Source organism: Streptomyces sp. NBC_00210 (assembly GCF_045160975.1).
GTDB lineage: Bacteria > Actinomycetota > Actinomycetes > Streptomycetales > Streptomycetaceae > Streptomyces.
The window spans coordinates 8,634,697-8,651,748 of record NZ_CP108120.1; the positions used below are offsets into that span (position 1 = coordinate 8,634,697).

Annotated in this window: 15 protein-coding genes and 4 pseudogenes; 10 read left to right on the forward strand and 9 right to left on the reverse strand. The window is 69.2% G+C overall.

Translation table 11 applies throughout. The features are described 5' to 3' along the window. Window positions 1-293 precede the first annotated feature (293 nt). Together OG729_RS38740 and OG729_RS38745 are read left to right on the forward strand one after the other, a co-directional pair. Window positions 294-524 (forward strand): helix-turn-helix transcriptional regulator, encoded by a 231-nt coding sequence (locus OG729_RS38740; protein WP_360875720.1) that lies wholly within the window; start codon window positions 294-296, stop codon window positions 522-524. A 187-nt stretch (window positions 525-711) separates the two neighbouring features. After that, window positions 712-858 (forward strand): hypothetical protein, encoded by a 147-nt coding sequence (locus tag OG729_RS38745; RefSeq protein WP_405810828.1) that lies wholly within the window; start codon window positions 712-714, stop codon window positions 856-858. A 196-nt stretch (window positions 859-1,054) separates the two neighbouring features. Here the strand turns inward: OG729_RS38745 and OG729_RS38750 are convergent, their stop codons facing one another. The 4 genes and pseudogenes from OG729_RS38750 to OG729_RS38765 all read right to left on the reverse strand — a co-directional run. Beyond that, on the reverse strand, window positions 1,055-2,191 hold the full coding sequence (locus OG729_RS38750; RefSeq protein ID WP_405810829.1) for an alpha/beta hydrolase family protein: 1,137 nt from the start codon (window positions 2,189-2,191) through the stop codon (window positions 1,055-1,057). A gap of 274 nt (window positions 2,192-2,465) precedes the next feature. Next, a complete protein-coding gene (locus tag OG729_RS38755) occupies window positions 2,466-3,317 on the reverse strand; it encodes an alpha/beta fold hydrolase (RefSeq protein WP_405810831.1) in 852 nt (283 codons plus the stop codon). Window positions 3,318-3,320: 3 nt separating this feature from the next. Further along, entirely contained in the window at window positions 3,321-3,824 is a 504-nt protein-coding gene (locus OG729_RS38760) for a hypothetical protein (protein WP_405810833.1), read from the reverse strand. Window positions 3,825-3,885: 61 nt separating this feature from the next. Next, window positions 3,886-4,152 (reverse strand): annotated as a pseudogene (locus OG729_RS38765) (IS5/IS1182 family transposase); the annotation flags it as partial. A gap of 409 nt (window positions 4,153-4,561) precedes the next feature. Between OG729_RS38765 and OG729_RS38770 the strand changes: the two are divergent. Beyond that, entirely contained in the window at window positions 4,562-5,068 is a 507-nt protein-coding gene (locus OG729_RS38770) for a nuclear transport factor 2 family protein (RefSeq protein WP_405810834.1), read from the forward strand. Window positions 5,069-5,210: 142 nt separating this feature from the next. Here OG729_RS38770 and OG729_RS38775 read toward each other — a convergent pair whose 3' ends face one another. Then, window positions 5,211-5,543, reverse strand: a complete 333-nt coding sequence (locus OG729_RS38775; RefSeq protein ID WP_360875747.1) for a putative quinol monooxygenase — start codon at window positions 5,541-5,543, stop codon at window positions 5,211-5,213. A 698-nt stretch (window positions 5,544-6,241) separates the two neighbouring features. Here OG729_RS38775 and OG729_RS38780 point away from each other — a divergent pair. Genes OG729_RS38780 through OG729_RS38790 form a run of 3 tightly spaced genes read left to right on the forward strand, consistent with a single transcriptional unit; the run spans window position 6,242 to window position 8,993 of the window. Continuing rightward, on the forward strand, window positions 6,242-7,138 hold the full coding sequence (locus tag OG729_RS38780; protein WP_405810836.1) for an alkaline phosphatase family protein: 897 nt from the start codon (window positions 6,242-6,244) through the stop codon (window positions 7,136-7,138). 5 nt (window positions 7,139-7,143) lie between these two features. Further along, on the forward strand, window positions 7,144-7,974 hold the full coding sequence (locus OG729_RS38785; protein WP_405810838.1) for an MFS transporter: 831 nt from the start codon (window positions 7,144-7,146) through the stop codon (window positions 7,972-7,974). Next, window positions 7,971-8,993, forward strand: coding sequence for a TolB family protein (locus OG729_RS38790; protein ID WP_405810840.1), 1,023 nt, complete (start codon window positions 7,971-7,973; stop codon window positions 8,991-8,993). Before OG729_RS38785 ends, OG729_RS38790 begins: the two co-directional genes overlap by 4 nt. Window positions 8,994-9,720: 727 nt before the next feature. Here OG729_RS38790 and OG729_RS38795 read toward each other — a convergent pair. After that, window positions 9,721-9,967, reverse strand: a pseudogene (locus OG729_RS38795) (ABC transporter ATP-binding protein); the annotation flags it as partial. Between the two features lie 32 nt (window positions 9,968-9,999). Continuing rightward, on the reverse strand, window positions 10,000-12,492 hold the full coding sequence (locus tag OG729_RS38800) for a SpoIIE family protein phosphatase (RefSeq protein ID WP_405810842.1): 2,493 nt from the start codon (window positions 12,490-12,492) through the stop codon (window positions 10,000-10,002). A gap of 332 nt (window positions 12,493-12,824) precedes the next feature. Between OG729_RS38800 and OG729_RS38805 the strand changes: the two genes are divergently transcribed. From OG729_RS38805 to OG729_RS38820, 4 genes are all read left to right on the forward strand, one after another. After that, window positions 12,825-12,986: a hypothetical protein gene (locus tag OG729_RS38805; protein ID WP_405810844.1), complete on the forward strand. Its 162-nt coding sequence runs from the start codon at window positions 12,825-12,827 to the stop codon at window positions 12,984-12,986. Further along, window positions 12,983-13,204 carry a sensor histidine kinase gene (locus tag OG729_RS38810; RefSeq protein WP_405810846.1) on the forward strand — a complete coding sequence of 74 codons (222 nt, stop codon included), beginning with the start codon at window positions 12,983-12,985 and terminating at the stop codon, window positions 13,202-13,204. Before OG729_RS38805 ends, OG729_RS38810 begins: the two co-directional genes overlap by 4 nt. A gap of 175 nt (window positions 13,205-13,379) precedes the next feature. Next, a complete protein-coding gene (locus OG729_RS38815; protein ID WP_405810847.1) occupies window positions 13,380-13,997 on the forward strand; it encodes a hypothetical protein in 618 nt (205 codons plus the stop codon). Next, complete coding sequence (locus OG729_RS38820) at window positions 13,976-16,156, forward strand: M48 family metalloprotease (RefSeq protein ID WP_405810849.1); 2,181 nt, start codon at window positions 13,976-13,978, stop codon at window positions 16,154-16,156. The genes OG729_RS38815 and OG729_RS38820 overlap by 22 nt, the downstream gene beginning before the upstream one ends. 66 nt (window positions 16,157-16,222) lie before the next feature. Here the strand turns inward: OG729_RS38820 and OG729_RS38825 are convergent. Both OG729_RS38825 and OG729_RS38830 read right to left on the reverse strand, forming a co-directional pair. Further along, window positions 16,223-16,491 (reverse strand): annotated as a pseudogene (locus OG729_RS38825) (ATP-binding protein); the annotation flags it as partial. Between the two features lie 120 nt (window positions 16,492-16,611). Further along, window positions 16,612-16,893: pseudogene (locus OG729_RS38830) on the reverse strand (hypothetical protein); the annotation flags it as partial. Between the last annotated feature and the right edge of the window lie 159 nt (window positions 16,894-17,052).

Consider the following 17,052-nt stretch of genomic DNA (forward strand, 5'->3'; position numbering starts at 1 on the left):
TCCCCCTGACAATCATGATCCTCACGGGCACCGAGCACCAACCCAGCGCCGGCACGAAGGGCCCTCCCTCAGTGACAAGTCATCTCCGTAGCCAGCGGCACTTCTCTGTGATCGCTGCGTGGCGTGCCTGTGGGGGTGGCCTGTGACAGGCCTGTGACAGTGGGCGGACACGGTCATGAAGTCACCCAGACAGTCTTTTCGAAAGCGGACAAAGCGCAGCATTTCCGGCGTATGTCCCCTGCTTCCGAGGGTGTGAGCAGTGATGACCGAGCCGATCCGTCGGAGGAAATCCCATGAGCCTCACGCCCGCCACGCCGCACGCCGAAGCCCCCGCGCCTGCGCTGGCCCCGCGGGAGAAGGAGACACTGCGGCATATCGCCGCAGGGCGCACCTACCTGCAAACAGCCCGCCACATGGGGCTCTCCCGGCACACGGTCGACGCCTATCTCCGCCGTATCCGGACCAAGCTCAACATCACCACCACGGCCGAACTCACCCGATGGGCCATCTCCCTGGGACTGTGACACCGTGGCGCCCTGCCGCACCGGGCGGGAACCGCAAAGAAATCGGTCGGCGCCCATGCCCGTCCCCGGGCACACACCGCGCAGCACCGCCGCTGCTCACCAGCCGCGGGCCGAGTTCCCCACCCCGGGCCGTGAGCAGCGGCACGCCAGGGCCGTGACCCCACTGCCAGCAGCCAACGTCGGAGTCATGAGGGCCATCTGGCCCGGCATGATCCAGTTCTGGGTGGTCCCGCTGCCCGCCCCGCTGCCGGTGGCGGCGAGGGCGGGCACGGTAAGCACAGCCACGGCGAGCATCGCCGAAGCTGAGGGTCGCCTTGATCGCGACCTCATCTGATTCTCCGTCCGGTCCGTGCGACGGCCTGACGGCGCTTTCGCCGTTCCAGGACGGTTCGTTGTGCTGGGCTGCGGGTTCGGCGGCGATTCCGCGGCGGTAGCCGGTCTCGCACGGGTGGGCCGGCGCGGTGCCGATGCGCTGCTCGGTGTGGGGCTTGCGCGGGCGGGTCTGGGGGCCGCCGAACGTATGGCACGTCCTACGGGCGAATGAACCGCATCTCCGGATAGCGGGCGGAGGGTCCGGTCAGGATGGCGGGGCGGGCCTCCCGCAGGTGCAGATCGAAGAAGGCCCGCAGATAGGCGCGCTCCACGGCAATGGCCCGCTGCCCGTCGAGCGGCCCGAGCACCGCGGTGACCTGCTCCGGGCTGATCCCCAGCGCGGGCGCCGCCTGCGGCAGCAGCACCGACAGATCGGTGAAGGAGGCGTGCCGGGAGCCGGTCAGCCGCAGCTCCCGGCGCCAGCCGCGGAGGTGGGGCCAGAGCGCTTCCCAGGTGCCGTCGTCCTCCTGGTCCGCGCCCATCAGGAGGAAGGGCAGGTCCGCCCCGGCGGCGCTGACGGATGCGGTGACCGAGCCGTCCATGTTGATTCCCGCCCGGATGCGGCGGTCGCGCCCCATCAGTGCCGCGGCGGTCGCCCCGCCCAAGGAATGCCCGAACATCCCGGCCCGAGACAGATCGAACGCTCCTCGCCCGATCCCGCCCAGCCGGTCCAGTACGAACCGGGTGTCGGCCACCCGTACCTCCAGCGCTTTGACGATCACCGGGTCGTCGATCTCGTCCCCGGCCAGGGCGATGTTGCCGGTCTCCACCCGCCCGTCCGGGAACTCCACCTCGGATGCGTCATAGGTGTGGTCGATGGTGACCACCGCGTATCCATGGCTCGCCAGCTCCTCCACCAGCGCAGTGCTGGAGGTGCGGTCCGTCCCGAACCCGGGCGAGTACACCACGACCGGCAGGGGCCCGCGACAGGTGTCCGGCGGGGCGCCGGCACGTCCGTGGGTCACCGGGAGCCGCACCGCGTCCTCGGGGATCCCGGTGACTTTCCGGTAGTGGGCGGCGGCCCCGGGCGACATCCATGGTGCCCTCGGTCGCCCCTCGGTGTCCCGGGCCGGGTACCAGAGTTGGACCATGATCTCCCGGTAGGGGCGGCCGGAACCCCAGGGGTCCGGCCGGGACCGGTCGACCAGGTGAAGCGAACGGGTGCCGATCCGCCGTCGGTACGGGCCGCCCGGGCCGGGCAGCGTGAGCCGCACCGGAGCGGCGGCGGGGGCGGCGTTGACGGTGGTCGGACCGGCCGCCAGGACCGGCACGAGCGTGGCCCCGAATACCACCATCGCCCTCCTGCTGATCCCCCGCGGAGTTCCCTGAGCTGTGGTTGTCCTCATGGCCCCAGCGTCAGCCGGGAACCCGGCCCTCGGCAGTGCGCAATGTCCTTGCTTTCCCTGACATTTGTCATGCAGTCAGCCCTGGCACGGACGGCCCAAGTCAGTGATGAAGTCGTACGGTGCGGCGCGCGCAATGAAGGCGCTCAAGGCGCAGCGGATGGGCCGCATCCCGGTATGGAGCGCCAGGAGTACACGGGTGTTGGCCATGCCCGTCGGCCGTGGGTCATCTGGCAACGTCCTCACGCAGAAACCGTGTCACGTGGCCCAGGAAGAGCGGCGGATGCTCGTTGAAGGGCTCATGCCCCGTCGGCAGCGACACGTACCGGGCATGTGGCAGGGAGCGACGGGCCCTGCGGCCGTCGAGGAGCGCCGGAAGGACCGGGTCTCGTCTGCCCCAGATCAGGAGAGTGGGCACGCTCAACTCGCTTCCGGCTTCGGTCAGATCGAACCCCGGGTCGGCGAAGCTGCGCCAGATCGCGCAGTGCACCGCGAGTCGCATCGGGTCGTGCCGCACCCGGCGGGCACGGGCATAGGTGGCACGGGCGCTGGAGGTGCGCAGCCGTCCCAGATAGGCGCGGGCCAGGGGTGCGACGATATGGCGGGCGAGCGATGGTCTGCCCATCACCTGGCGACAGAAGGCCCGGGTGAGCGCGTTGTGCCGGGTGAAGCCGGCGGGGTCGACGAGGACGAGCCCGCCGATCGCGTCCGGACGGCGTTGTGCCAGCCGTACGGCCACATAGCCGCCCACACTGTTGCCGACGAGCACCAGTCGTCGCACTCCGCGTTCGGCCAGAGCCTGGATCAGTTGCTCCGCCACGTTGACCATGCGGTCTGCCGTCATCTGGTCCGGGTCGACGGCCGGGGACTGTCCGAAGCCGGGCCAGTCCATCGTCACGACTGTCCGGCCCTGAGCGAGTGCGGGCACGACGGCGTCGAAGTCGCGGCTGTCGCCGGGGTTGGCGTGCAGACACAGCACAGCGGGTGCGGCAGGCCCTTCCGCGCCGTCCGTCATACGCACCGATATCTCTCCCATCGCCGTGGAAACCGTGAACGCCGTCGCCCGTACCGATTCCATCGCTCACCTCCCAAGTGGAGGCCCATCATGCATGAGGTGACTGGCAGTTGTCCGGGGCGCTTGCGGATGGTCCATGGTGGTGCCGTCAGGGCTCCGCCCGAAGGCGGCCTCTAGAACGGCGGGGAGGTCTGCCTCGGGGACCGTGGCGCGCGCCTCCGCCAGGACATGAGGAAAGGCGTCATCGTCGATGGCGCCCATGTGCTCCTGACGGAGTTGGTAGATGATCTCGACGAGATCGGGCCTCAGCCGCATCCAGGCACGGGAGGTGCGGATCTCTTCATCGACCTGATGCATGAACCAGCGTATGACCTCGTACGGGATGTCCACATGCCCTCCGTGCGGGTTGAAGCACACCGTCGGCTCCCGTGCCGGATCCTCGTCGGGGACGATTGCGGTCACGAGATTCCGCTGCCCGGCTGCAAGATCCAGTTCCAGATACCAGGCGTCATCGGGCACGGAGTACATCGCGGTGATGGTGTAGTCGCCGTCGGGGTGTCGGAAGGCCATTGCCGCATGCTGTCACGCTGGACTAGGGAGGTGCCCCTCCAAATCATGCGACCCGACGTCCCTATGCCCGGGCCCAGATGAGGATGGCGGCGAGGTGGAGTGCTGCCTGGTAGGCAATGGCGAGCTTGTCCGTTCGCATGGCCAGGCCGCGCCATTGCTTGAGCCGGCTGATGCATCGTTCGACCGCGTTGCACTGCTTGTATGTCTCGGCGTCAAAGGCGGGTGGCCGGCCACCCGAGCGGCCTCGTCGCAGACGGTGACCGACCTGGTCGGACGGCTGGGGAATGACAGCGCGGATCCCACGACGGCGGAGATGCTTCCGGATCGCTACCGTCGGTCGGTGCGACACAGCACTGCCGTCACTTCTCGGGTTCTGGCTCAACTTCCTTGCAGCAGCCACTTTGAGTGGCGGTGGAACGTCTCCGGTCGACCTCACGGCTGAGCCACGGACGTGGGAGGACTCGTCTAATGCCGAACGGCACGTGCGCCTTTGGCAGGTCCGGGTGGACGGGAGTGGGCAGTACTGGACAGCCACCGACCCTGCAGGGCCTGGAGAGTGGGCACCGCCCGAGACGAGTCTGTGTGCCATGAATGTTGCACGTACACCGACGGACGAGGCAGCGCGCCAATGTCCTCGGCCGGGAACGGCTCTGCCGTTCACCCAGTCGCCGAAGCCCCCGCACCTGCCCGTCAACGTCTCCGATGAGGCCGCACCCGCACCCGAAGGAGAATCAACCATGACGTCCCGCCGACTCCGTACCATGACTGTGCTGACCGCCGCCGCAGCTCTCTGCGCCACCGCCTCCACCGCCTCCGCCGCGCAGGACACCAACCGGCGCGCGCCGCGGATCGTCACCGCCTGGGCCCGTGCCTGGAACGGCACCAACCCCCAAGCGCTCGGCGCCTTGTTCACCGCCGACGGCACCTACACCGACGAAGCCGTGGCCGTCACCTTCCGTGGCCGCAAGGAGATAGCATGGTGGAAGGCCCGCGCCGACACCCTCATTGACAACGTCCACGTCACCATCCGCGCCACCCACCTCGAGGGCGACCGCATCACCGTCCGGGCCGTCTACTCCGGCCACCTCAAGGGTGCACCCAAGCCCTTCGCAGTGCCGATGACCACCCTGCTCGGCCTCGACAAGAACCACTGCCGGATCGCCTCCGACCGGGACCACTACAGCCTGGCCACCGTCCTCGCCCAGTCCGGCCTGCCCGCCGACTGGACCCCGCCCGCCACCTGACGGCAGCCAGAGCACACACCGCACACAGCTCGTCGCCCACTACGCAACGCCGCGCTCCCAGCACCGGCCGGCCACGAAAGGAGGACCTTGTGGCCGGCCGGTCGCCGCTTCACCGACCGCACCAGACAAGGGCCGTTCAGGGCTATTCAGCGCCAGTGACAGCCATCTCACCCAGCAGTGACCAATCGTCATGCGGGACCTTCACGTTCACGATCCGCGGGGTCTCGGCCAGGTGGGGCGGCAGAGTCTGCTGCGCGGTCCTGAAGTGCTCGGACCGCACGTGCGCTGCCCCCGCATCGTCGTCCCGGAAGGCCTCGACCAGCACGTACTCGGTGGGGTCCTCAACGCTACGGGACCAGTCGAACCACAGACAGCCCGGCTCACCGCGCGAGCCGGCCGTGAAGTCGGCGACGATCTCAGGCCACCGGTCGGCGTCCTCAGGGCGGACTTTGAACTTCGCCGTGATGAAAATCATCAGATTCCTCTCGCTGGACTGTCCAAAATGCGCGCGCGGCCTGCTTGAGGCTGAGCCTCGGGAGCGGACACCGAGTTCCTGCGACGAGTGACAGAGTACGTGACATGATCAGCGACTGCCTGAATCCAACCCCGGGATGAGGCAGCCGATCGGAGATGGAACAGCGGCGGGTGATGCTGATCTCGAATTTTGGCTCTGGCCGCGGTTCTGTGATCGAACCGGTTGAGAAGCGCGCCCGGGCCGGTAGCGCCGACACGAGCGTCTGTCCGGGGTCGGCGGCATCGTGCAACGGTGGCGGTTCCCCTGCGAACGGGTTGTCGCGGCGCCTCGCGACGCGGTGAGCCGTACCGTCGCCGACGCGGTTCGGCCGACTGGACGAAGCCCCTGACGCCGATAGCCGATTGGTGCCGCGTGCGGAAGCGGTGCGCGCCGCCGTGATCACGCGGCCACTGAGCTGTGACGGGAGGGTGCGCGCGGGCGGCGCTGCCCGCCAGGCGGAGTGACAGGCGGCATGCACCGGCCGAGTCACCGGCGCCGGCGCGGTGCAGCGCGGCGAGGCGATGCTCCGGCTGCGCACGCCGATCGGTGGGGCACCGTTCGTCGGCTCTTCACTTGCGACGCGCGGCCCAGTCCACCCGGCAGCTTCTAGGGTTGCGGCGCTCCAACGCCCGTATGTCACTTCTGTCCGGAGGACAGTCATGACCGTAGTCCAGGCTCCCAAGCGCAACCGACGCTCCCTCACCACGCTGGCCGGGGCCATGGCGCTCGCCGCCACCTCGATCGGTCTCTGGGCCGGCGCCGGCTCCACCGCGCAGGCTGCCGCACTCCCGACCCCCGACCACATAGTGGTCGTTGTGATGGAGAACCACTCCTACTCGCAGGTGATCGGTAGCTCCAGCGCGCCGTACATCAACAACACCCTCAAAGCGGGTGGCGCCAACCTCACCCAGTCCTACGGCCTCACCCACCCCAGCGAGCCGAACTACTACATGCTGTTCTCTGGCTCCAACCAGGGCCGTACCGACGACAGTTGCGTCCCGGTCGGTTCCATCTCAGCGCCCAACCTCGCCTCCGAGCTCATCGCTGCCGGAAAGACCTGGGCCAGCTACAACGAAGGCCTGCCCAGCCAGGGTTCCACGGTGTGCACCAACAGCGCCGGCAAGTACGCCCAGAAGCACAACCCCTGGTTCGGATTCTCCAATGTGCCGACGAGCACCGCGAAGACCATGACACAGTTCCCGACCGACTTCACCACGCTGCCCAAGGTCTCCTTCGTGGTGCCGAACCTGTGCAATGACATGCACGACTGCTCGGTCTCCACCGGCGACACCTGGCTCCAGAACAAACTGAGCGCCTACGCCACCTGGGCCAAGACCCACAACAGCATCCTGGCCGTCACCTTCGACGAGGACAACAGGCTGTCCGGCAACCGCATCCCCACCGTCCTCTACGGACAGCACGTCTCTCCCGGCAGCTCCAGCAGCACGACCTACAACCACTACAACGTGCTGCGGACCCTGGAGGACCTGGCCGGCCTCAGCACGCACGCGGGCAACGCCGCCTCGGCCTCCGACATCACCGGCATCTGGAACTGAAGCCTGTGTATCTCGCGGATTCCCGCAGCACCAAGGCCGCCGTCGCCCCGGACACCGGTCCGGGGCGACGGCCGGCCGCTGTGCCCGGCACCGTCCTCGCCCTCGGTACGGTCAGCCTGATCACCGACATCTCCTCGGAGATGGTCACCGCCGTCCTGCCGCTCTACGTAGTCGCAGGACTCGGCCTGTCCCCACACCGGGGACGGGCGTTCGGGGTGCACCGCGCCATGGACACCACCGGCGCCCTGCTCGGCCCGCTGGCGGCCTTCGCCGTGCTCCGAGCAACCGTCGACGGCTACGACGCGGTCTTCGCCGTCAGCGGCTGCATCGCCGCGCTCGGGTTCCTGGTACTGGTGCTCCTGGTGCCCCGCCGGATCGCGCCCGAAGACACCGCACCACCGAAGGCAAGGCCCGACGCTGGGCGACTCGCTGGTCGCCGGCTCACCGTATGCGCCGCCCTGCTCGGCCTCACCACCGTCAGCGACTCCTTCCTCTATCTGCTGCTCCAGCGCGAACTGCACCTGCCGCCCCACCTGTTCCCGCTGCTGCCGCTGGGCACGGCCGCTGCCTTCCTCCTGCTCGCCATCCCGTTGGGGGCGCTCGCCGACCGGGGCGGCCGCCGTCGGCTCTTCCTGGCCGGCCACGGCGTCCCGCTGCTCGGCTACGGCCTGCTGCTCTCCCCGCTGCGCGGCGCCGCGGTCGCGGTCGCCGTCCTGGTACTGCACGGCGCCTTCTACGCGGCCACCGACGGGGTCCTCGCGGCCGCCGCCGCGCTGGCCGTCAGCGCCGTCGTGGCCTCGCTCGTCCTCCGTACCGTCGATGGGGTGTCCGCATGACCCGAACCACCCGCCTGGTGATCCTGCTGGTCGCCGTCGTACTGCTCGGGACGGTCGGCACCGGGGCAGTGCTGCACGCTGCCCACCGCTCCAGCGAGCGCGACCAGCAGCAGGCGGGCGGTCCGCCCGTCCGGACCGGTACCGTCTCGCTGCGCCCCACCGCCGCCCGTCAGCTGCTGGTCCGCAACCTGGCCTGGGGGTCACACCGCGACGAGATCGCCACCGTGCCCGCCGACCGTCCGCAGGGTCCGCGCACCGTGTCGGGCGTCAAGTGCCTGCGCTTCCACGCTGCCGCCGGCACCGGCATCTGCCTCAAGGCAGTGCACGGCGCGCTGGTGGACACCTACCGGGCCGTGGTGCTCGACTCGCACCTTCACGAGCTGCACCACTTCCCGGCAGCCGGTATCCCCTCCCGGGCCCGCGTCTCGCCCTCCGGCCACCTGGTCGCCTGGACGGTCTTCGTCAGCGGAGACTCCTACGCCGGCACAGCGTTCTCCACCCGCACCGCCATCGTCGACACCCGCACCTGGACGATCGACGACACCCTGGAGACCTTCGCCGTCACCAAGGACGGCCGGCCCTATCGCGCCTCGGACATCAACGTCTGGGGTGTCACCTTCGCCGACGACGCCCGCTTCTACGCCACCCTGGCGACCGGCGGCAGGACCTATCTCGTCCGGGGCGATGTCACCACCCGCACCCTCACCACCCTGCACCAGAACGTCGAATGCCCCTCGCTCTCGCCCGACGGCACCCGCATCGCCTACAAGAAGCGCATCCCCGGAGCCTCGCCCGACGCTCCCTGGCGGCTGTACGTGCTCGACCTGCGCAGCATGGCGGAGACCGCGACCGCCGAGCAGCGCAACATCGACGACCAGGCGCTGTGGGCCGACGACTCGACACTCCTCTACGCCCTCCCCGGCGACTACGGCTCGGACCTGTGGACCGTCCCGGCCGACGGCACCGGCAGGGCCCGCCGACTGATGACCTCCGCACTCGCCCCGGCCTATCTGGATTGACGGGCTGGACACCGGAGGCAGGGATGACCGCCCCGTCCCAGGGGTTCAAGAGGTCGTTGTCTCCCGTTGTTTCACCCCGCGGACGAGCTGACCTGCACGAACGTGTCCTGCGGGGAGCAGACGCGCAACCATGCGAACGTCCCCGCTCAACTGCCTTCTCGATGCCCTGCCTCGAGCCGACACACCACCGCTAGTAGGAGAGCCCGGGGCAGTACACCCCGGTCTCCGCGGTCGTGTAGGCGCCACGGGCGATGAGCGTCTCCAGCCGCAGCAGGGACATGCCCCGGGTACGCATCGCCCACCGCAGGGTCTGCGGCAGCAGCCGCCCCGGTATACGCAGTCGGGGAGCCGGACCGTCGGCCGAGGTCGCTGGCCGTCAGCATGGGCGTCTCTGCATCGAAAGCCGCGAGGATTCTCATGGCCCGCGCGACAACGGACCGTTCGCCTGGGGGAGTTGTCGACTCGCCATGCATGTTCGATGGTCCTTTCGCTCACTTCCGGTCCGGGGCGCAGAAAGAGAATGCGCGTGGTCGGTGGCGGAAGTTCGGCATGCGTCGTTCGGGTAAGAGGGGTGAGCTGTCCCTCGCGGCGAGGGAGAAAAGTGCTGGGCAGCCTGGATTACCGTTGGGCTCGGGGCATCGTCCGCCGACGCACCGGCCACGGGCTGCTTCTCGGGTCATGGCTTGTGCCGCATCGGCCTCGGCCCCCGGATCGCGTCGGCCGGATCTCAGGCCTGATGAGGTACGGAGGCGAGGAGCAGCCGGGTGTACGGGTCCTCGGGCCTGCCGAGCACTCGGTCGCTCGGGCCCTGTTCAACCACGGTCTCGTCCGTGACGTGCCGCACGACCGCCAGGTCGTGGCTGACGAAGCCGAGCGCTACTGCCGTGGGCGCGGAGGATCTCGGGGAGCAGTTGGGGGATCTGGGCCTGGATGGACACGTCCAGGGCCGCAACCGCCTCGTCGAGCACGAGCAGGGTGGACAAGGTCCTTGGACAGAGCCGCGCTGCTACGTGGTGTCATGTTCCGGCACCGGTGCGGGTGCGGGTGCGGGATGGGGGGCGTGGGCTTGTTTGGAGGGTAGTGGTTGTTCTGCCCAGATGGTTTTGCCTTGCGGTGTGTAGCGGGTTCCCCACCGTTGGGCGACCTGGGCAACAAGGAAGAGTCCGCGTCCCCCTTCGTCGGTGCTGAGGGGGCGGCGTAGGTGTGGTGAGGTGTTGCTGCTGTCGGATACTTCGCAGATGAGGGTGCGTTCTCGGATCAGGCGGAGGCTGATCGGTGGGGAGGCATGTCTGATTGCGTTGGTGACAAGTTCGCTGACGATGAGTTCGGTGGTGAATGCGGCGTCCTCAAGGTTCCAGGCGGTCAGTTGCCGGTTGGTCATCTGTCGGATGGTGTGGACGGCTGAGGGGACGGCGGGTACGTCCCAGGAGGCGACGTCGTCGGTGCTGAGTGCGCGGGGTCGGGCGACGAGGAAGGCGACGTCGTCGTGTGGGTGCTCGGGCAGCAGCATCCGGACCATGGTGTTGCAGATTTCGTCGAGTGGGCGGTCGGGGTGGGCCAGCGCAAAGCAGAGCCGTTCGAAGCCGACGTCCACGTCGCGGTCGGAGGCTTCGATGAGGCCGTCGGTGTAGAAGGCGATCACGCTTCCTTCCTTGACATCGATCTCGGCGGATTCGAACGGCAGGCCGCCCAGTCCGAGGGGTGGGCCTGCGGGTATGTCGGGGAATTCCACTGGTTCACGTAGGTGCGCTATGGCGGGGCTGGGATGTCCGGCCCGTGCCACGGTGAGTTTGCGTGAGATGGGGTCGTAGATGGCATAGACGCAGGTCCCGCCAATTACCAAGGCGCCGCCGGCGGTGGCATCGGCTTCGTCTGCGAGTCGGATGACCAGGTCGTCGAGGCGGCCCAGGAGTTCGTCGGGGGGCAGGTCGAGGTCGGCGAGTGTCTGCACGGCGGTGCGCAGTCGGCCCATGGTGGCCGCGGCGTGGATGCCGTGTCCGACGACGTCCCCGACGACCAGAGCGACCCGTGCACCGGAAAGCGGGATGACGTCGAACCAGTCTCCGCCGACCCCGGCTTCGGTGTCGGCGGGAAGGTAGCGGTAGGCCGCCTCGACCGCGCTCTGCTCGGGCAGGCCGTGGGGGAGCAGGCTGTGCTGGAGGGCGAGTGCGGTGTTGTGTTCGCGGGTGAAACGTCTGGCGTTCTCGATGCAGACGGCCGCGCGGGCCGCCAGTTCTTCGACGAGAAGCTGGTCGTCGTCGTCGAAGGGCTCTGGGTACTTCCACCGCAGCAACGTGGCCACGCCCATGGTCATGCCTCGGGCCTGGAGGGGGACGACCAGGTGGGAGTGCACGCCCAGAAGGTTCAGTTTTGCCCTGCGCAGCGGGTCCTGGGCCAGCCACGACGTTGACTCGTCGATGACCGGGTCGCGGATCGAATGACCGGTGTTCAGGCACCGGCTCTGCGGGGAGGCCAGCGGGTAGCGGGTGGGGTCCCCGGCCGAGACCAGGACCTCGGGGAGATCTTCCTGGATCGAGAGGTGCGCTGCGCGGCGCAGCGCTGTCTCGCCGCGCACCGCGACGGGCGTGAGTTCGCGGGCCGCCAAGACCGTTTCCAGCAGGTCGACCGCGACGAAGTCGGCGACCTGGGGCACCACGATCTCGGCCAGCTCGCGCACGGTGCGGTCCAGGTCCAGAGTGGTGCCGATACGGCTGCTCGCCTCGTTCACCAGGGCGAGTCGCTGGCGGGCCCGGTCGTGGTCGGCGACGTCCACCGTGGTCTGGCACACGCCCAGGACGCGGCCTGTGCGGTCCTGCAGCCGGAAGGACGCACAGAGCCTGACGCGCTCACGGTCCTGTCGGTGCGGCTCGCCCGGTTCAGGTACGTCGCGCTGGAACGTCAGCAGCGTCTGCCCGCTGCCCAGCGCCTGCCTGGCCTGCCACTCGAGGGTGGATTCGGCTTCCCCGGCCATGGCCTGCCCGACTGTGCGGCCGACGCGCAGCTGGAGGGGCACGCCGTCCATGTGTTCCAGCACGCGGTTGACCAGCTGGTACCGCAGCTCGGTGTCCACCACGGCTATCCCTATGGGCGACTGGTCGAGCAGGCCGTGCAGCACTGCCTGGTCCAGTTCCCACTTGCGGGGCGTGCTCACCTCGCAGCCCACGGCAAGCCAGCTTCGGCGCCCACCACCGTCCTGGAGCGGGCAGATGCGCAGTGCCAGCTCTACGTGGTGGCCGGCGCGATGCCTGACGGCGATCAGGCCTTCCCAGCCGTTGCCCCCACGGCGTGGCTCGGACACGGCGGACGCGAGGTCTGCTCCGCCAGTCAGCAGCGAGGTGGCAGGCTGCCCCAGAATCTCGCGTGCCCGGTAGCCGAGCAGCGCCTGTGCGCCCTTGCTCCATCGCTCGACCAGACCGTGCGCGTCGATGCCGACCACAGCCGCATGGGTGATGTCGAACGGCTCAGCGAGGTATTCGTACGCCGTGCCCTGTGTCGCCATGGTGTGGATCCCCTCGAGGGGCCTATTCCATAGGACCACAATCTCACGCCGGCGCACGGCCTTGCGCCCTGCGGCGCTGCCGCGCCGGATTGCCGGACGGGGGCGGCGTGAGGCTGCGGTGCTTGTGGGCCGGGCCCGGGTCGGGGTGTGCGGTGGTGCGCCGTTATACGTGCGGTTTGACGTGTGCCCGTGTCCCGGGGGCGGTGGGGCCTGCTGTCGTGGGGGGTGGGCGATGCGCGTGCCCCGGCCGGGGCGGGGGCGGGAAGGTGGCCGGCTGCTGGCCGACGGCGCATTTTGCGTGCTTTTACCGTGCGCACGCGGAGAGCGTCGGTGTGACACTGACCGTCCACGCCGACGACGGCGTCGAGGTGAGCGCGGACCCGCTGCGGTTGCGGCTGGTGATCAGCAATCTGGTGTCCAACGCGGTGCGACACACCGGTGCCGGTGACAGCATCGTCCTGCGGGGGCCCGTCGCGACGACGCCGCAGCGGTGATCGAGGTAGCGGACACCGGCGTTGGAATCGCGCCCGGCGACCTGCCCCACGTCTTCGACCGCTTCTGGCGTGCGGAGAAGTTACGCAGTCGGCAGACCGGCGGGAGCGGCCTGGGACTGTCGATCGTACGCAAGCTCACCGAGGCCCACGGCGGCTCCGTGACCATGGGCAGCACCCCTGACACCGGTACCGTCGTGACGCTGCATCTGCCCGCGTGACTTCGCCCGTACGCGCGCGCGACGGCTTCTCCGTGACACCTCACACCGCGCGCTTTTCCCGGACTCCCGCACAAGGTGCGACAGTGCGCCACATACTCGTATACGTCAGGCGACAGAGGAAATCCGTAGAGTGATCGCAGTGCAGGCGGTCTCCGAGCACGGGGGGAAGACACTCATGGAAACCACGCACCTCAGGTTGACCCGAGATCGCCGCCACCTCGCGCAAGAGCTCGCACGGAGCGTGGTGGGCTCGGTGGCCGGTCACGAAACGCCGGACTTCGACCAGCGCGCTGCCGCGCACTTCCGCCCGCGCCTGCCCTGGACCCGCCCCAATCAGTTCGACCCCCAAGGGATGGCCGGGGAGTTGGCGACCCCGGTCGCCCTTGCAGTCGCCACTGCTTTACTGGGGGCACTCTCCACCACGGTGGTGGCCAGACTGGAGCGGGCCATCGGAGGGATACGCCGACGCGGGCGGCGCCAGGCTCCCCTCCCGCAGGCTGCCGCGCCCGAGAGGGCCATGCCGACGGCGGGGCCTGCCAGGCTCAGCGCGACCGACCTGGCGCAGTGGCGCGCCATCGCCCTGTCCGCCGCCCTGGAGTGCGCTGCTCCCGAGGATCTTGCCCGGCGGGTCGCCGACGCTACGCTCGCGAAGCTCGTTCAGCACCTGGCCGATGGCGAAGACGCGCCCGGTTCCGTTCCCCCGGACGCTCCCGAGGAACCTGACCCGACCAACCCGGCACCGGAACGGGACGACGATTCCGCGGGCGACGGGTGTGCGGCTTACGGCAGCTGACCACTGCTGTGTTTCTGCGCGCGCTGCTGTTCTGGCTGACCCTGACCGTCGCAGCCGGTGCCATCGCCTTCCCGGCCAAACCCGCAGAGCACGCGCGGGACGCATGGACCTACACCAGGTGCGCCAACGAGGTAGGAGACGGCTACCGCAATCAGCTGCCCCTGACCCCGGATGAGGAAAAGCGCGCCGCCGACTCGCCGCTCTGGCGCAGGGATTTCGTGCCGGACGCCTACCGCGCCGAGGTGGACAGAGCCATCGAGCGGCGCTGTCACGAGCAGCCCGTCGACCACCCGGAACGCCGTGCGGCCTTTGCCGTGGCAGTGCTGGCTGGCGGAGCACTTCTTCTGTACTGGCTGCTGCCCCACCTGAGCATTCGCTGTCGCCGCCTGAAGGCCGCGGATCCGAGCGAACCCCCACGCCCGGTCGACATCGCGGTACACGATCTCGCGGCAGGCGCCGGCGTGAACGCGCCCATGGTGTTGGTCAACGTGGTGGACACGTCCGTGAACGCAGTCGCGTTCGGACACCGGGGCCGCCGGTACATCGAGGTGTCCGGCGGTCTGGAGAACAAGCTCCGACTCAGTGGCGGCCGAGACGTCTTCGAGGCTCTGGTCCGCCACGAGCTGGGTCACATACGCAATCGCGACCTCGAAGTCACTCTCGCCGTCACGGCGCTGTGGTGGGGCTTCGTCGCCCTCGTCGTTGGCGCCTTCTGCCTCTCCCTGACGGGATACGCGGACAGTGCTACGAGTCTGCGCGAGCTGTGCCTGCGACTCGCCCTGCTCACCGGCGTGGTCTACGCCGCTCGCAACAGCTTCCTCCAGTCACGCGAGTTGCACGCGGACAGGTTTGCGGCCTCGTGCCCTTCCAACGGCGCCGGAACTACTCGAGAGGTCCTCGACAACATCCTCAGCACACTGGCCGGGGCACGCCCCGGGCGCGCGGGCGAGACCTCGGTGTGGCCGTTCGGCACGCACCCCTCCCTGGCACGCAGAAGAGCCGCCCTGGTCCGTCCTGTCCTCGCGGACGAGTTCACGGGTTGGGAGTTGACCTTGATCGGCTGCTTGGGTTTGTTCGCCGTCAACCTTGTTCTCGGGCGCAGTTTCGAACTGATGATGTTCGCGCTCCGGATAGGCCTCCTCGACCTGGCGGATGTGAGTACGCTCCACCCGTTGTACGCCTGGACGGCCATGCCCTTCCTTCTGGTGGCGGGGCCCGTGGTCGCCCTGGGGGTGCGGAACTCGGTCCTCGCCTGGGGCGGTCTCCGTGCGCTCGGTCCGCATATGGGTGCCCGCCTCGCAGGGCTCGCGGCCTGTCTCTGGGCCGGGCTGTGCCTCGGCTGCCTCATCTACCCGGGGCCGATCGGCCGGCGCGACGACACGACCGCTGTCATGCTGTGGCAGACCTTCACCGGCGCGCCCGCGCTCGGTCTGGCGCTGGCATCGGCGGCAGTCGTCGCTTTCTGCGCGCTGCTGGCTCTCGGCTGTGAGGCAGTGCGACTGCGTCGCAGTCTGGCCGTGGCACTGACCGCCGCATACGGGGCGCTGATTGCCGTCGTCGGGTTCCCTACGGCGCTGCCGGCCAGCACGGCCGTGTACCTCCGCGCCGCGGCGCTCGCCTTGCCTCTTGCGGGCGCCCTCGGCCTGCTCACCGCTCGGCGCCCTCCGCCCGCCATGTGCCGCCGTGCCTCAGGAGCCGGCTACGGCACGGGCAGTGTGACCGTGGTTTCCTCACCCATGCGGCGCCCACTGCGGGTGCTCTGCCATCTCATCACGCTCGGGATGACTGCGTGGGCGGTCTCCACGGCGGCTCGGCTCCTCTCCGACTTCGCGCCGAGTTCCCTTTTCACCCTGGTCAGTCAGCTGGGGTTCGTGCTGTACGGCTGCGGCATCGCCAGTGCCTCTCTCGCTCCGCACGACACTGTGTTCCACCAGCGCATGCACACCGCGGTGAGCTGCCTAGCCGCGGCAGGGCTGCTCCTGACGCTGAATCTGCTCGCCGAGGGGCGAACGACCCCATGGCTGGTCCTGATTCTGCTGGGCCCGGCAGCCGGTGTAGTCATCGCGTCCGCGACGTCGGCGGCCGCCCTGTACGACCTGCGGCACCGCCGTGGGCGTGCTCCGGACACGGCGCGCGCTGCGGCGCGGGTGGCATCCTGAACTCGACAGGGCACGCACCACTCACCTATCCACACGACGGTCGAGGAACCGTGCGCCCCTCGCCTTTCAGCCGGTAGTGGTGTCTTGCTGGGCAGCGGCCCGGGCCCTGGTGCTGGCGAGCCGGTAGGGTTCGGTGCCGGTCTCGATGATGTTGCCGCCGAAGGTGAGCCGGTCCACGATGGCCGCGCAAAGCGGCGGGTCAGTGCAGGCTTTCGTCCAACCCCCGAACGATGCGTTCGTAGCAACTCGGCGCCGTGGCGGTCCAGTTCCCCGTAGCCGAGTTCGTCGATCGCGAGGAGATCGCCCCGGCCGTAGCGGACGATGACCCATGTCAACGCCCCGCTGAACAAGCTCGGGTACGGGACCGCGTCCAAGCCACGATCCTCGCGTACGACACGGGCATGGTCGGACCTGAGCCGCTGCACGGCCAGCCTCCCCGTTTCAGTGCGATGCGGTCAACCGGCCCAGCGGCCCGAGGCGAAGGTCATCGCGAGCACGACCATCAGCGGGGCCACCACGAAGGCATACGACTCCTTCACCCAGCCGCGCCGCAGGCTCCAGTGGGCCAGCCCGGTCCACAGCGGCCACCAGAGCAGGGCGGCGCGGGGTATCGACAGGTACCAGTACGACGTTCCCAGAGCCCAGAGGCTGAGCGCGATGTAGACGGCCTCGGGCCAGCGGCGGCGGATCAACAGCCATGCCAGCAGCACGACTCCGGCTGCCATGGCGGCCAGCTCCAGGTGACGATCCACAGACCCAGGCGCGTGAAACCGTAGAGGCGCAGCACCCGCCGGTCAGCGGGCGTCAGCCGGTCCAGCAGGCGTCGGGCCACGCCAGGGGCCGCACTGTGTCGGGGCCCGCGCGCGGGATGATGTTTTGGATTCCGCACGGGCGAG

Excerpts from the sequence above, each read along its gene's own strand:
- OG729_RS38740 (WP_360875720.1), top strand. The coding sequence starts at position 294 with ATGAGCCTCACGCCCGCCACGCCGCACGCCGAAGCCCCCGCGCCTGCG.
- OG729_RS38745 (WP_405810828.1), top strand. The coding sequence starts at position 712 with ATGAGGGCCATCTGGCCCGGCATGATCCAGTTCTGGGTGGTCCCGCTG.
- OG729_RS38750 (WP_405810829.1), bottom strand. The coding sequence starts at position 2,191 with ATGGTGGTATTCGGGGCCACGCTCGTGCCGGTCCTGGCGGCCGGTCCG.
- OG729_RS38755 (WP_405810831.1), bottom strand. The coding sequence starts at position 3,317 with ATGGAATCGGTACGGGCGACGGCGTTCACGGTTTCCACGGCGATGGGA.
- OG729_RS38760 (WP_405810833.1), bottom strand. The coding sequence starts at position 3,824 with ATGGCCTTCCGACACCCCGACGGCGACTACACCATCACCGCGATGTAC.
- OG729_RS38770 (WP_405810834.1), top strand. The coding sequence starts at position 4,562 with ATGACGTCCCGCCGACTCCGTACCATGACTGTGCTGACCGCCGCCGCA.
- OG729_RS38775 (WP_360875747.1), bottom strand. The coding sequence starts at position 5,543 with ATGATTTTCATCACGGCGAAGTTCAAAGTCCGCCCTGAGGACGCCGAC.
- OG729_RS38780 (WP_405810836.1), top strand. The coding sequence starts at position 6,242 with ATGACCGTAGTCCAGGCTCCCAAGCGCAACCGACGCTCCCTCACCACG.
- OG729_RS38790 (WP_405810840.1), top strand. The coding sequence starts at position 7,971 with ATGACCCGAACCACCCGCCTGGTGATCCTGCTGGTCGCCGTCGTACTG.
- OG729_RS38800 (WP_405810842.1), bottom strand. The coding sequence starts at position 12,492 with ATGGCGACACAGGGCACGGCGTACGAATACCTCGCTGAGCCGTTCGAC.
- OG729_RS38815 (WP_405810847.1), top strand. The coding sequence starts at position 13,380 with ATGGAAACCACGCACCTCAGGTTGACCCGAGATCGCCGCCACCTCGCG.